The sequence below is a fragment of the Streptococcus sp. 27098_8_74 genome (genome assembly GCF_041431705.1).
In the GTDB taxonomy this organism is placed as follows: domain Bacteria; phylum Bacillota; class Bacilli; order Lactobacillales; family Streptococcaceae; genus Streptococcus; species Streptococcus salivarius_E.
Genome location: NZ_JAPVYF010000002.1, coordinates 106,263 through 121,187 on the forward strand (window position 1 = coordinate 106,263; position 14,925 = coordinate 121,187).

General features: G+C 34.6%; 10 protein-coding genes. 8 read left to right on the forward strand and 2 right to left on the reverse strand.

Annotation, left to right across the window (positions count from 1 at the left end; translation table 11 throughout):
- Positions 1-31: 31 nt before the first annotated feature.
- Positions 32-1,279 carry an extracellular solute-binding protein gene (locus tag O3670_RS01305; protein ID WP_371595705.1) on the reverse strand — a complete coding sequence of 416 codons (1,248 nt, stop codon included), beginning with the start codon at positions 1,277-1,279 and terminating at the stop codon, positions 32-34.
- Between the two features lie 180 nt (positions 1,280-1,459).
- On the opposite strand from O3670_RS01305, the gene O3670_RS01310 reads away from it, so the two are divergent.
- The 3 genes from O3670_RS01310 (at position 1,460) to glgP (ending at position 6,481) form a co-directional block, all read left to right on the forward strand.
- A complete protein-coding gene (locus O3670_RS01310; protein ID WP_002885097.1) occupies positions 1,460-2,464 on the forward strand; it encodes a LacI family DNA-binding transcriptional regulator in 1,005 nt (334 codons plus the stop codon).
- 254 nt (positions 2,465-2,718) lie between these two features.
- On the forward strand, positions 2,719-4,218 hold the full coding sequence (malQ, locus tag O3670_RS01315; protein ID WP_371595706.1) for a 4-alpha-glucanotransferase: 1,500 nt from the start codon (positions 2,719-2,721) through the stop codon (positions 4,216-4,218).
- 1 nt (position 4,219) lies between these two features.
- Entirely contained in the window at positions 4,220-6,481 is a 2,262-nt protein-coding gene (gene glgP, locus O3670_RS01320; protein ID WP_371595707.1) for a glycogen/starch/alpha-glucan family phosphorylase, read from the forward strand.
- A gap of 111 nt (positions 6,482-6,592) precedes the next feature.
- On the opposite strand, the gene O3670_RS01325 is transcribed toward glgP, so the two are convergent.
- Entirely contained in the window at positions 6,593-7,717 is a 1,125-nt protein-coding gene (locus O3670_RS01325; protein WP_371595708.1) for a hypothetical protein, read from the reverse strand.
- A 123-nt stretch (positions 7,718-7,840) separates the two neighbouring features.
- Between O3670_RS01325 and lplA the strand changes: the two genes are divergently transcribed.
- From lplA to O3670_RS01350, 5 genes are all read left to right on the forward strand, one after another.
- Positions 7,841-8,830, forward strand: a complete 990-nt coding sequence (gene lplA / locus O3670_RS01330; RefSeq protein WP_138261557.1) for a lipoate--protein ligase — start codon at positions 7,841-7,843, stop codon at positions 8,828-8,830.
- A gap of 410 nt (positions 8,831-9,240) precedes the next feature.
- Complete coding sequence (locus O3670_RS01335; protein WP_371595709.1) at positions 9,241-10,071, forward strand: DNA/RNA non-specific endonuclease; 831 nt, start codon at positions 9,241-9,243, stop codon at positions 10,069-10,071.
- Positions 10,072-11,004: a hypothetical protein gene (locus O3670_RS01340; protein ID WP_371595710.1), complete on the forward strand. Its 933-nt coding sequence runs from the start codon at positions 10,072-10,074 to the stop codon at positions 11,002-11,004.
- Positions 11,005-11,235: 231 nt separating this feature from the next.
- On the forward strand, positions 11,236-13,377 hold the full coding sequence (locus O3670_RS01345) for an HsdM family class I SAM-dependent methyltransferase (RefSeq protein WP_371595711.1): 2,142 nt from the start codon (positions 11,236-11,238) through the stop codon (positions 13,375-13,377).
- Between the two features lie 2 nt (positions 13,378-13,379).
- Entirely contained in the window at positions 13,380-14,873 is a 1,494-nt protein-coding gene (locus O3670_RS01350) for a restriction endonuclease subunit S (protein WP_073685315.1), read from the forward strand.
- Positions 14,874-14,925 lie beyond the last annotated feature (52 nt).

The following is a 14,925-nucleotide window of genomic DNA, read 5'->3' on the forward strand; positions in this document are numbered from 1 at the left end:
CTGCCTCTTTACCTTCTCATAGTTAGGATTCTTATTTAGCTGCTGCCAAATCTTTATCAAATTGTTGTAATTTAGTAAGGAATTGGTCTTCCTTGATTTTACCGTTATATGCATCACTCATAAGAGCAGCACTTTCAGTCCAGAAGACTGACATTTGACTAAGTTTAGGCATAACAGTTGTGTACTGATCAGATGAACCCATAGTGATTACAGCTTGTGCAAGTGCATCCTTTTGAACAGCTTCAGAAGATTGAACTTCTTTGTTAGCTGGGATGATGTGACGGTCTTCATTAGTGAATTGGTTATTTTGACTGTCTTTGCTTGTCAAAGCTTGTGCCAATTGGTAAGAAGCAGCGATACGTTCTGCGTTACCTTTAGATGGTGTTTGGTTAACTGCGTAAAGTTTAACACCCATGAAGGCTTTTTGTTGAACGTCTTGACCACCGATATTAACTGTTGGGTAAACAGCAACACCAAGATTGTCTTTACCAACAGCTTTAGCAGCTGCAGCGTAGTCCCATGGTCCTGATTGGAAAGCATCAACAGAACCATCTTCGAATTTAGCCATCATATTAGCTGAATCGACATTAACAAATCCCTTATTGTCTTTTTGAGCTGCGATGAATTTAAGAACATTCACACCAGCTTCGTTACCCCAGTTAGTACCTTTCACATCTTCACCGTTAGGACCAAAGAGTGTGTCACCAACTGAAAGGAAGAGAGGACCAGTTACATAAGCATTAACTTCTTTCAAGTTGCTACCAAATTTAGCTTTAGAAGTGATTGTTTCATATGATTTAACATCTTCTTCGTTAAGTTTAGATTTATTGTAGTATGTAACTTGTGTTTCGATACCGTATGGGAAGGCGTAAGTTTTACCTTTGTATTGAGCACCTACAGTAGCTTGATCAGTATCTTGATCAGCAATTTCTTTTGAGTATTGCTCTGGGATTTCTTGGATAGCTCCAGCGTCTACCAATTTACCGAGTTGGTCATGTGGAAGCGAGAAGACATCTGCAGCAGTAGAAGCATCCTTAGTCAAGTTTTCTTGAGCATTTGGATCTTCCATTTCAACCATATCAACTTTGTAACCAGATTTCTTTTCAAACTGTGCTACTGTATCTGAGTAAGACTTCTTAGCGCCAGTTGGTACCCAAAGTTTCAAAGTCTTGCTATCTGAACTTGAGCTCTTGCTTGAATTTGAGCCACAAGCTACCAAGAGTGATCCAGCCACAAGTAATCCAGCACTACCAAGTAATACCTTTTGCCATTTTTTCATTTCTATTTCCTCCAGAAATTTAGTTTATGATAAACATTATGCAACCGTTTCCACAATCTGTCAAGTATTTTATAAAAAAATTTTTAACTTTGTGCAAACGATTGCAAAACTAAATTGTTTCGGTTATAATTGTTCTTGTATTTTACGACTATAAATATTTATGAGAATGAGAGGAAAATAATGGCTACAATTAAGGATGTTGCCCAAAAAGCAGGAGTAAGTCCTTCAACGGTTAGTAGGACCTTAAAAGATAATCCAGCCATTTCTGAAGAAACAAAAAACAAGGTGCGGGCGGCTATGGATGAATTAGGTTATGTCCCCAATCTTGCAGCTCAGATGTTGGCAACTGGCTTAACTCATAGTTTAGGTGTGATTCTTCCTCCTTTGGCGAATAGAGAAAATATCAGTCAACCCTTCTATATGGAAATTCTAACGGCTATCAATGAAGAAGCAAGTCGCAATTCTCAGGTCGTCAGTATTGCCACAGGTGCTAGTTTGGATGAATTGGTTAAACAAGTCGAACTCATGCATCGCCAAAAACGAGCTGATGGTTTCATTATTCTCTACTCTGAGAAGAATGATCCTGTTAAATCCTATCTCCTAAAAGAAAAAGTTCCTTTTGTCGTCATTGGAGCTGCAGGTGATACAAAAGATAAGGTTACCTACATCGATAATGACAATAAGGCCTTAGGTAAGGAAGCAGTGACTTATTTATCATCTCATGGTCATAAAAAAATAGGTTTTATTACGGATGACCTTTTTGGTCAAGTAGGACAGGAACGTTATCGAGGTTATAAAGAAGCAGCAGATGAACTAGAATTAGAAATCTTACCTGAACTTGTATTTTCATCTAAAACAATCGATAAGCTAAAGAAGGAATTAGATAGATTTTCTCCGACAGCTTTGATTGTCAAGGATGACCTTATTGCCCTTCGTCTCATTCAATGGCTAAACAATCAAGGAATTAGAGTACCTGAAGATTATGCTATCATTTCCTTCAATAATTCTACTTTTGCAGAAATCATGCATCCGTTCTTGACCACTTTTGATATTAATATCCAAGAACTTGCTAAAGAAAGTGTACAAAGTCTTATGGGACTCCTTAAGTCAACTAAGAACAAGTCACAGAAAGTCATCATTCCATTTAAACTTATAGAAAGAGAAAGCGTCTTAACGCATTCATAATATCTTAAGGAGAATCTAAGTAGTTGGTTAGTAAATTAGCCGGCTACTTTTTTATTTTATGTAAGATGACTATTTTCCGGAATTCACTAGAAGCCTCGGCTTAAAAACACTTTCTCAAATTGTAAGCGTTTGTTTTGCGAACAATTATTCAAGAAAAAATAAAAAAAATTTCTATTTTTTTGTTAAAAATTCTTGACTAATGCAAACGTTTGCATTATAATAATAAGTGTAAAAAATAATTTGAGGTAAACGTTATGAACAAACGAGCAAGCGGTGTTTTGATGCACATCACATCACTTCCAGGTGACTACGGGATCGGATCTTTCGGTCAAGCAGCCTATGACTTTGTTGATTTCTTAAAAGAAACAAAACAAACTTACTGGCAGATTTTGCCACTTACTACAACAAGTTATGGGGATTCACCTTACCAATCATTCTCAGCGGTGGCAGGAAATACACACTTTATCGATTTGGATTTCCTTATTCGTGACAAATTTTTAACTAAAGCTGATGTTAAAGATGCTGACTTTGGGTCAGATCCTGAGTTTATTGACTATGCTAAAGTTTACGAAGCACGTCGTCCAATCCTTGAAAAAGCTGTAAAAGCAATCTTGGCTGAGAAAAAAGAAGCTAAGAAGTTTGAAGCCTTCAAATCTAAAAATGCTAACTGGTTAGCTGATTATGCTGATTTCATGGCTATCAAAGAACACTTCGATAACAAAGCACTTCAAGATTGGGATGATAAAAAAGCAGTTAAACGCGATGAAGCAACTCTTGAGAAACTTCGCAAAGAACTTGCTGATGTTATCACATATCACCAAGTGGTACAATACCTCTTCTTTAGCCAATGGGCAGAACTAAAAGCTTATGCTAACAAAAATGGTATTCAAATCATCGGTGACATGCCAATCTACATTTCAGCTGATAGTGTTGAAGTTTGGACTCAACCACATCTCTTCAAACTAGACGCTGAATGTAAACCGCGTTACATTGCCGGAGTTCCACCAGATAACTTCTCAGCAACTGGTCAACTTTGGGGTAACCCAATCTATGCTTGGGATAAACACAAAGCAGAAAATTATGCTTGGTGGGTATTCCGTATTCAAGAATCATTTAAACTTTATGATTACTTGCGTATTGACCACTTCAAAGGGTTCTCTGACTTCTGGGAAATTCCTGGAGGAGATGAAACTGCTGAAAATGGTGAATGGGTTCCTGGACCTGGTTACGACCTCTTCAAAGTGGTTAAAGAAGAATTGGGTGATCTTAAAATCATTGCCGAAGACCTTGGTAACATTGATGATAAGACACGTAAACTTCTTGCAGACTGTGGTTACCCTGGAATGAAGATTGTTCAATTTGGATTCTACGACACTACTGGAAACAGCATTGACATTCCACACGTATACACACAACATTCAGTTGCCTACACAGGTACACATGATAACGAAGTAATCAACGGTTGGTACGACAACTTGACGCAAGAGCAACGTGATTATACTGATGCATACATCAACCGTCGTCAAGGTGAACCAATCACACGTGCTCTTCTTCGCACCCTCTTTGCTACTGTAAGCAACACAGCTATTGCGACTATGCAGGATATCCTTGATAAACCTGAAAATAGCCGTACAAACTTCCCTAACACAGTTGGTCAAAACTGGAAATGGCGTATGCTTCCAGGTGAAATCACTGTCGACAAGAAAGAATTTTTGACAGACATTACAGAAAGATATAATCGAGGTAATAACTAAAATGGCTACATTTACACAATATGTTGAAGCAAAAAACAAAAATCTTAAGGACCTTTCAAACGAAGAAATCTACTATTTTTTGTTGGAATTCGTAAAAGAAGCAGCTGCTCCAAAACCTAAAAACGATAGCAAACGTAAAGTTTACTATATCTCAGCTGAATTCTTGATCGGTAAACTTTTGTCTAACAACTTGATCAACTTGGGCATCTACAAGGATGTTAAAGCTGAATTGGATGCTGCTGGTAAATCAATCAGCGAAATTGAAGACGTTGAACCAGAACCATCTCTTGGTAACGGTGGTTTGGGTCGTTTGGCTTCATGTTTCATCGACTCTATGGCAACACTTGGCATCAACGGTGAAGGTGTTGGTCTTAACTACCACTGTGGTCTTTTCAAACAAGTTTTCAAAGATAACAAACAAGATGCAGAACCAAACTACTGGATTGAAGATCAATCATGGTTGGTACCAACTGATATCTCTTATGATGTTCCATTCAAAAACTTCACATTGAAATCACGTTTGGACCGCTTGGATATCTTGGGTTACAAGAAAGAAACTAAGAACTACCTTAACCTCTTCGATATCAACGGTTTGGATTACGATTTGATTGAAAAAGGAATCACTTTTGATCAAGACGAAATCCAAAAGAACTTGACACTTTTCCTTTACCCAGACGACTCAACTCGTAAAGGTGAGCTCTTGCGTATTTACCAACAATACTTCATGGTATCAAACGCTGCTCAACTTTTGATTGACGAAGCTATCGAACGTGGTTCTAACCTTCACGACCTTCCAGATTACGCTTATGTACAAATCAACGATACTCACCCATCAATGGTAATTCCAGAATTGATCCGTCTTTTGACAGAAAAACATGGATTTGAATTTGATGAAGCAGTAGCTATCGTAAGCAAAATGGTTGGTTACACAAACCACACTATCTTGGCTGAAGCCCTTGAAAAATGGCCTCTTGACTACCTTGAAGAAGTCGTTCCACACCTTGTTGTTATCATCAAGAAATTGGATGCTATCATTCGTGAAAAATACGAAGATCCACGTGTTCAAATCATTGACGAACACAACCGTGTTCACATGGCTCACATGGACATCCACTTCTCTACAAGCGTTAACGGTGTAGCAGCACTTCACACAGAAATCCTTAAAGCTTCTGAGTTGAAACCATTCTACGACCTTTACCCAGAACGCTTCAACAACAAAACAAACGGTATTACATTCCGTCGTTGGTTGGAATTCTCAAACCAAGAACTTGCTGACTACATCAAAGAATTGATTGGTGATGGTTACCTTACTGACGCAACTCAATTGGAAAAATTAGCTGCCTTTGCTGATGATCCAGCAGTTCACAAACGTTTGGCTGAAATCAAATATGATAACAAGTTGTCACTTAAACGTTATCTTAAAGCCAACAAAGGTATTGAGCTTGATGAAAACTCAATCGTTGATACACAAATCAAACGTTTCCACGAATACAAACGTCAACAAATGAACGCTTTGTATGTCATCCACAAATACTTGGAAATCAAAAAAGGAAACCTTCCAAAACGTAAAATCACTATCATCTTTGGTGGTAAAGCAGCTCCTGCCTACGTTATTGCTCAAGACATCATCCACTTGATCTTGTCACTTTCTGAACTCATCAACAATGATCCAGAAGTAAGCAAATACCTCAACGTTCACTTGGTTGAAAACTACAACGTAACAGTTGCTGAACACCTCATCCCAGCAACAGATATCTCAGAACAAATCTCATTGGCTTCTAAAGAAGCTTCAGGTACAGGTAACATGAAATTCATGCTTAACGGTGCCCTTACACTTGGTACAATGGACGGTGCCAACGTTGAGATTGCTGAATTGGTAGGACCAGAAAACATCTTCACATTTGGTAAAGATTCTGATACAATCATCGACCTTTATGAAAAAGAAGGTTATGTACCACGTGATTACTACGAAAAAGATGCTAACATCAAAGCAGCTGTTGACTTTATCGTAAGCGAAGACCTCGTTAAAGTTGGAGATAAAGAACGCTTGGAACGTCTCCACAAAGAACTTATCTCTAAAGACTGGTTCATGACGTTGATTGACTTGGCTGAATACATCGACAAGAAAGAAGAAGTATACGCAGCTTACGAAGATCAAGATGCATGGAACAAAAAAGTTGTTTACAACATTGCTGAAGCAGGATTCTTCTCATCTGACCGTACAATCGAACAGTATGACAAAGACATCTGGCACACAAAATAATATTCTAGTTGCATAGAAGGAAAACAAGATCAGAAATGGTCTTGTTTTTTTGTATGAAAAAAACAGCCAATAGATAAATTAGCTGTATTTACATAAATAATGTTATGTTACCTATGAGTGATAATTCAGTATATCATTCATATAGGCTTCTTTATTTGATGAATCATAAGTTTTAGATGTTGAGTATTTTAGATAATGGATTTGATCTTCTGCAGTTCTGGATTCTTCTTGTAGGTATGAATCTGTTATGGTAATTTTAAAATTCTCGCTCTTACCTGTTAAATCAAGGCTTAGTGGAAAATTTGTAAATTCATCTGAGTAAAAAGCCATTTTATAATAGTTGTACCTGTCACCTCTAAATGAATTTAAGTGAGGGAATTGTATATGGTAGATGCCATTCCAATAATTTCCATACTCTCTAATTTCGTAGTCATCGAAAAATTCCTGAATTCTTTCTTTGTTAGCAAAATCTTTATCAAAAGTAACAAAGGGAGTTTGCCAATCCCATAATGGAATTTTGCCTTCATTTCCATAGATAAAATAACTTTGCATTTTTCCTGATTTAGGATTTTTCAACTGAAAGTGGTATTTACTGACGCCTTCTTTGACAGCTCCAGTTTGATATAGGGTATCCCCAGGGACTATCAAAAAAAGAAAATCTCTTAGATATAATTCGAAGTTGGCATCCATTGTTTTATCATGTAATCCAGGGAAACGCTGAATTATTTGTCTGTAATTCTCCGCATTAGAAAACCATTCTTTATCAAAGCCTGGACCGACTTCAAATACTTTATGATCGAAATAGTTTTGATATTCTTCATAATGGTTTTCAGTAGAGGTCACCTGTCCAAATGGTAAAGTCATATTGGTATTATCTGTAAAAGTAATATGTAAGAAAAGTCTTCGGGGATCAATTCCTTTATCAATATAATGGCCGACTTTATAGGCAGACAAATCATCTGGAAAATCGTCTTTTCCGAAGTGTAGAACCTCAATCTCAATATCTTTGACAACTTTTCTTTGAGGTATTATCTTCTTGACACTGTAATGATAAGCCTTGTAATAGTAATTCTCCTTATCATAGAGGTAAGGCTTATAAGCTCTTTGGTAGGCATTATAGAGAAAAATTCCAAGGGTTACAAAAAGAAGCAGAGCTAAGGCTATTTTGAACTTTTTATTTATTTTATTAGTTAGCCTTGAGAAAAAGAGACTCAATTTACTAGGATTTTGTATCATGTCAAAACTCCCCACATATTTTATACTATTATATCATGAAAATCCATATACCTAAGGCGTCTTCGTGTACTTTGTCCCCGTTTTCCTTTATAATATAAGTATCACATTACAAGAGGAGACCTCATGAAATATATCGTAAATACATCAAACGATCCTGCCTATAATATTGCTTTGGAAGCCTATGCTTTTCGTGAATTGGTGAATGAAGATGAATTGTTCATTCTTTGGATTAACCGTCCAGCTATCATTGTTGGTAAACACCAAAATACCATTCAAGAGATTAACAAAGAATATACAGATGCTCATGGTATTAAGGTCGTTCGCCGTTTGTCTGGTGGTGGCGCTGTTTATCATGATTTGAATAACCTGAACTATACCATCATCTCTAATAAGGCAGATGAAGGTGCTTTTGACTTTAAGACTTTCTCTCAACCTGTAATCGCTACACTTGCTGATTTGGGAGTTAAGGCTGAATTTACTGGCCGTAATGACCTTGAAATCGATGGTAAAAAGTTCTGTGGAAATGCTCAAGCTTACTATAAAGGTCGTATGATGCACCATGGTTGCTTGCTTTTTGACGTTGATATGTCGGTTCTTGGACAAGCCCTTAAAGTCAGCAAAGACAAAATCGAATCAAAGGGCGTTAAATCTGTACGTGCTCGTGTGACCAACATCGTCGACGAATTGCCAAAAAAAATCACTGTAAATGAATTCTCAGATAAAATCTTGGAAAAAATGAAAGAATTCTACCCAGAAATGACAGAATACGTCCTTTCTGAAAGCGAATTGGCTAAGATTCAAGATTCTTATGAGAAACAATTCAATACATGGGATTGGACTTATGGACAGTCACCAGAATACACAGTAGAACGTAATGTTCGTTACCCAGCTGGTAAGATCTCAACCTATGCCAACGTTGAAAATTCAATCATTAAATCTGTTAAGATTTACGGAGATTTCTTTGGTATCGGAGATGTATCAGATATTGAAGACTTGTTGGTTGGTGTACCGTACGAGTACGAAGATGTCTTGGCAAAACTTAAAACTATTGACACAACACATTATTTCTCACGTATGACAACCGAGGAGGTTGCAAAAGCTATCGTAGCTTAATCATTGTTTGAACAATCTGGAAAACTCCAGGTTGTTTTTTCTTTTATGATTGACTAAGTGAGTCTCTATATAGGCTGGCCGGTAAATCTATAAAAACCTAAAACTAAAAGTTTATGTACAATTGACTTAACATGAACTAAACCATTGATATAACTGAATTAGAAGCATAAAGTACATTCTTTAAGGAGTGTACTTTATTTTTGTTTTGTACAATATATTTAGACTGAATAATGTTCATTTTGAGTGCTAAGATTGTTTTGAGTTGTAGAGTGGCAAAAGTCTATTTCAGAGCACGCAATAGATTATAAAATAATAAGCATTTTGTACATTTTTATTGCTCAAAGAGTATACGTTGAAGTCATGTAGCGTGTTATAATTGTAGTAAATAAACGAAAGAGAGTGAGTTTTGTATGAGCAGAAGTGACAGGTATACAAAAGATTTGATGCCTACTAAGGAGGCTATTCAGAGAACCTACGCCGATTATACTGAGTTGAAGGAGTTGCTTGAAAATAGTGTGTTTCATGAGTCGGGTTATTATAGTTTAAATAATGGAAAGTGGTTTAATAGTGCAATTCCTTCTTTTTTATACTTTAAAATTCAAAAACCAGACGATGAGATTTTATTAAGCAGAATCTACTGTAAACTCTCCATCTTATCTAAGGGTTCTAGATCTCAGCAAAAAAATGATGATATTGACGCATTTTGGAGCAAACATCCAAATTCAATATGGGGACAAAATAAAATTTCATCTAGTGGTGTCTTTCACGAGGGGCATCTAATTGCCCGATCTCTTGTTAAATACGCTCATACTTTCGATTACAAAAAGTGGCAAAACTTTGTAATGTTAACTGATTGGACTAACTCAGCTGAAACATTTGATGGAGATAAAAAAGCCTATGGAATGAAATATTTTGAGAAGATAATTCAAGAGTCACTTGATGAAGGACGAGATATTCATTATAGAGTAACACCTGTATTTAAGAAGAATGATTTAGAATTCGAGCCTATCCCTAGAGGTATTATTTTAGAAGCTAAAATTGCACATAGCAGAGCAAAAAGCCATAGGTTTGTTGGTTATGAAGGTTCTCAATTCAATGTTTTTATTCCTAATGCTCAAGGAAATCTCGTAATTTCTTATAAAGATGGAAAAATATATAATGGGGTAGTACATGAATTGAAACGAATTTACAGAATAAAAAGAAAAAGCTGTATTTTTAAGATAAAGAAGGGGAGATATTAAATGGCCAAAGAAATCAAAATAGAACCAAATAAAGAGTCTGACGTAAACCAATTAATGAAGAATATCGCACCTATTTTAGCATCTTGGTCGGAATTTACAAAAATTAAGAATAAGGCAATCAACCAAAAAGCACTTGCAGTTATGGCTAAGAGTTTTGCTAAAACAATCAAAACTGTATCCTTACCTGATAATGTTAAAGATGCTATTCAAGCTCAAACAAAAATTGCTCAAAGCATTGCCGAAGTAAATGAAGGATTACAAATAAACTTTTCAAATATCCTTGCTGATCTAAAAAGAGTTTTTGAGTCTATTCCGACTCCATATTCTGAAGAAGAAAATAAAGAAATTATGGCTGGTCTTGAGACTATGGCTAATAAGGGTTGGGTTACTTATTTTAATTATGCTGGAGACTTCAGAGTGTTTAAGAGTGGGCTTTCAGATGAGTTGGAGTTGGAATGGCTAAAACAGCTAAGTGAAGATGCTAGTGATGATAACATCTATCAAGAATTGATAAATGCAGGTTGTTATTCAAAGCCTTTGCTTGATTCAATGTTACAAAGCTATCGTTCAGAAAATTACTATGCCGCCTATACTTTAGCAACCGTAGCTATTGATGGAGTAATAACCAGATTCTCTGAAATACAAAGCAACGCACGCTTTATGCCCGTTGGCCGTAGAGCAGTGGAAGAGTTAGATGATTCACTATTGAATAAACCAATTGTGGATTTAGGTTTCTTTAAATGGCTATATCAATTTTTCAAAGATACAAAACGATTTACGCTAGACGAACCAAACCGTCACATGATCGGACATGGACGGTGGGACAAGGAGTTAAATCAAGTTCAATTTTTAAAACTATTCAATGTGATGCTATATCTAGCGTTTAGATTTGAAATATGGCGACATGTTCTAGGGGAGAGTTTAAGTGATTGAAAAAATGACTAAAGAAATTAATAAATTCTCTCAACTCTAATGCGATTGTATCGCCGATTATGTTATAATAATGGTAACGTGCTTCATAGAGTGATTTTTAAGCACATTTCAATAGCATTAAGCTAAAAAATAAACCGTATCAAACGGTTAAAAATGTTTTGATATAGGAAGGAAGACGATGATACAATCCATCAGCACACATTCTGTTGTCTTGGAAAGCGAGGCTTTCCAATGAGTAAAAATTTTTCTTCTGCAAGATTAAAATTTAGAAGTAAATACCTGACACGTGAGAAGTTAGAAAAATCATTCGTTCCAGTTGATGGCAAAATCTTAACTAACATTTCCATAAAAAATAAGGATAATGAACCGAATGAAGAGTTTTATAAGTGGGAGTTTATTTATGCTCTTATTGATGCCCAGTTATTCAATAGAGATTTGATTGGGACGGAGATTTATTTTCCTAAAGGAAACAAAAATTCTAATCCAATAAAAATTGATGCAGTCATTTTTTCTGATAGTAATTGGAGAAAATTATATAAAGAATATAGAGATAATAAGAATCAAGATGCACTTAGTGAATTGAGAAAACTTGCAATTGTCATGATTGAGTTCAAAAAAGAAAGTGATAAAACAATTGAACAGGTTTTTAATTCACAAATTAGAGCTACCATCAAGGAGTCTGACAGTCTTTTTACATTAGGAGTTTATTACAATGAAGGTCGATTATATCTTTTTAAAAAAGATAGCGGCGGAACAATCTCAAGGTATGATAACAGCAAAAATTTCCCAACTAGCCAGCGAATATTAGAACAATACCAGCTTGAACTAACTGATCCTTACCACGTTATTCCGAGTTATGATGAATTAGATAAAAAGATAAACGGTGTTAATTTAGAAAAATCACAGCTAAAAATAGAAGATTTAGATGTTGTTGATAGAATTTCCGATGAGAATCTTAGAAAATCGCTAAATAATATTTTAAGACAACTTTCTGAGGATAGTTTGTTTAACGAGGAAGGGTATTTACTTCTAATTCAACTGCTTGCGTTAAAAATTTTTGATGAAAATGAATCTGAAAAGTATGGTCAAGAATTAAAATTTCATATTTCTGAACATGAAATGCTAGTTAATGGAGATTTGTTAAAATCAGATACCAGAATTTTCATTGAACGCTTAAAGTCAATATATAAGAGTGCTAAAAAACAATATAAAAACATTCTTTCGGAAAATAAAATTGACTGGAATAATTCTCGTCATATTAGAGTGGCACAAACAATTGTTCAGGAATTTCAACGATATTCTTTTACAAAATCATCTAGAGGTGATTTGTATCAACTGGTGTTTTATAATTTTGCAACAAAATTCAAAAAAGAAGAGAATGCTCAATTTTTAACACCAATTCCTATTATTGACTTTGTAGTTAGTTTAGTAAATCCTAAAAGAACAGAAACTATTTGTGACCCGTGCTGTGGTATAGCAGACTTTTTATCAGTGAGCTACGCAAATTCTGACTTCAAACTTAAAGACAACAATTTGTTTGGCTTAGATAACGATTATAATATGACGGTTCTTGCACAATTGAATATGCTATTAAATGGCGATGGTAATGCTAATATCCATTATGTAGAAGATAAAGGTTCAATCGACCATAAATTGCTTGATGATGGAAAAATAATTGCTTTAGATGAAAATTATCATCTAAGTGGAAATTGGGATAACCGACCCGACGGAACGGAGTTAATGAAATACGATGTTATTCTTACTAATCCACCATTTGGTAAAGGTCGTAATCTAGATTTAAAAAAATCCGAAGATCTTAGAGTTGCTAAATTTTACGAGACATACGATAAATATATTGAGACTAATCCTAAAGATGGACTGGATTTAGGCGTTGTATTTTTAGAAAATGCTGTTCGTTCTATTAAAGAGAACGGAAGATTTGGTATAATATTAAGTAATAGCATCGCATCTAATAAGAGTTTTGAATTTGTTAGAGAATGGCTTTTGCATCAAGTACGGATTGTAGCATTGATAGACTTACCACCAAATATCTTCGCAGAGACGGGTGTAAATACGACTATAATCGTTGGCTACAAGCCATCTAAGTCAGAACTGGAAAGTTTAATCAAAGATGATTATTCAGTTTTTGTAAGAGAGATAGCGAATGTAGGATATACGAAAAAAACAGTTAACAGAAACGTTATTTTTGAAAATGATTATAAGTTAAATCCAAAAACATTTGAAACAATAATAAATTCAGAGACAGGGGAAAATTTATTAAATGAGGATTTTTCAGAAATAATATCAGACTTCAGAGAATGGTGTTTACTTCAGGAAGACACCTTACGAACAAAATTCTCATCGGGTAGGTAATTATGGAAAATATTTTACTACCTAAAGACATATCTATAAGTCAGATTTTATCAAACAAAAAGAATCTTTCGGCAAATAACTATAAAAAAATTGCAATAAAGAATATCAATGTTGTAAAATTAGCTGAACTTTTAAATAAGGATAATCCTTATCAAAAAGGGATCGAAACTGGTTCAAGTTTATATTTGAGTAATTTAAAATCATCAGTTAATTACATAAGGAATAGCTGTTTAGATAATATTAACTACATAACTCAAAATAACAAATCTTTATATCTTAATGACAAAAAGTTAGTTGATATTGAAAAATTCATGTTATCTGAACAAGATATTTTGTTGTCAGTTGATGCAAACATAGGAGATGTGTCACTGTTTTTATCAGATAACCAAAATGATTACATATTTTCATCTGGTTTAATGAGACTAAATATTAGTTATGATATAAACAAATATTATCTGTTTGCATTTCTTAAAGATGAATATTTTAGAAAACAGTTGGATGCTATGACTCCAAAGGGGTCTACAATCAGGCACTCTGGCAATAGATTTTTAGAATGCTTAATTCCTATTCCTAAAGATAATGAAACTTGGGTTATCGAATGCATTGAGAACTTGATAAAAAACCTTGTATTTTCAGAATTTCAAGCAATACATAACCAAAGGGAGATTTACACAATTTTTGATAATATTTTGGATACTGTCAATATTTCAAGTCGTAATCCAAATGTTTCCGACTTATTTGATAAATATAGACTTGATGCAGGAATATATTCAACAGATGTACAAGAATTTTTTGATAAAATCTCAAAGTTTCCAACTGGGAGCTTAAATTTAAACGAGTTAGGCTACATTACAAAAAGGGGACCAAACTTAGCTAAACGAGATATTGGAAGATCAATTAAAACCTCTACATATGCACCAAATTATGCAATGTTGGTATATCCGAGTGATATTTCTGAATTTGGATTGGTTAACAAATCAACTTTTCTTGGAACTAAAGGTAAAATTTGGTATCTACAAAAAGATGATATTCTGTTTTCTGCTGAGGGAAATGTAGGAAAAACTTTCGCAATTTGTGACAATAGTTGGAAGTTTACTACAAACTTTCACGGAATAATAATTACTCCTACAACTAATGAGCATTCAATGCAAAATACTATTCTGATTACTACATTTCTAAATTATATGAAACACAAGGGTATTATGGATAAAATATCCGTTGGTGGACAAGGTGGGAGTCTTGCTGTTCAATATTGGGACATAATAAAGTTTCCAAATATTAGTAATGATAGTTTATCTGAAATATCTAAATTATACTATAGCGGACAGAGTATAAATCCATTTGAATTTGACTCTGAAAAAATCAAGCATTTAGGAATATATGAGATTAGTAATCTCAGAGTATTATGCAAATCCTTATTGGATACTATTCTATCAGATATTAAAAATGATACATTGAAGGATAAAGACTATTATTTAAGCATTTTAAATGATTGATTTTATTGAAATTGAAAAAGACGACTTCCTTCCAGAAATCGTCTTTTTCTGC

Bases quoted from the DNA above. Each gene is read 5' to 3' on its own strand.
- O3670_RS01325 (WP_371595708.1), bottom strand. From the start codon at position 7,717: ATGATACAAAATCCTAGTAAATTGAGTCTCTTTTTCTCAAGGCTAACT.
- O3670_RS01350 (WP_073685315.1), top strand. From the start codon at position 13,380: ATGGAAAATATTTTACTACCTAAAGACATATCTATAAGTCAGATTTTA.
- malQ (WP_371595706.1), top strand. From the start codon at position 2,719: ATGAACAAACGAGCAAGCGGTGTTTTGATGCACATCACATCACTTCCA.
- O3670_RS01335 (WP_371595709.1), top strand. From the start codon at position 9,241: ATGAGCAGAAGTGACAGGTATACAAAAGATTTGATGCCTACTAAGGAG.
- glgP (WP_371595707.1), top strand. From the start codon at position 4,220: ATGGCTACATTTACACAATATGTTGAAGCAAAAAACAAAAATCTTAAG.
- O3670_RS01345 (WP_371595711.1), top strand. From the start codon at position 11,236: ATGAGTAAAAATTTTTCTTCTGCAAGATTAAAATTTAGAAGTAAATAC.
- O3670_RS01305 (WP_371595705.1), bottom strand. From the start codon at position 1,279: ATGAAAAAATGGCAAAAGGTATTACTTGGTAGTGCTGGATTACTTGTG.
- O3670_RS01340 (WP_371595710.1), top strand. From the start codon at position 10,072: ATGGCCAAAGAAATCAAAATAGAACCAAATAAAGAGTCTGACGTAAAC.
- lplA (WP_138261557.1), top strand. From the start codon at position 7,841: ATGAAATATATCGTAAATACATCAAACGATCCTGCCTATAATATTGCT.
- O3670_RS01310 (WP_002885097.1), top strand. From the start codon at position 1,460: ATGGCTACAATTAAGGATGTTGCCCAAAAAGCAGGAGTAAGTCCTTCA.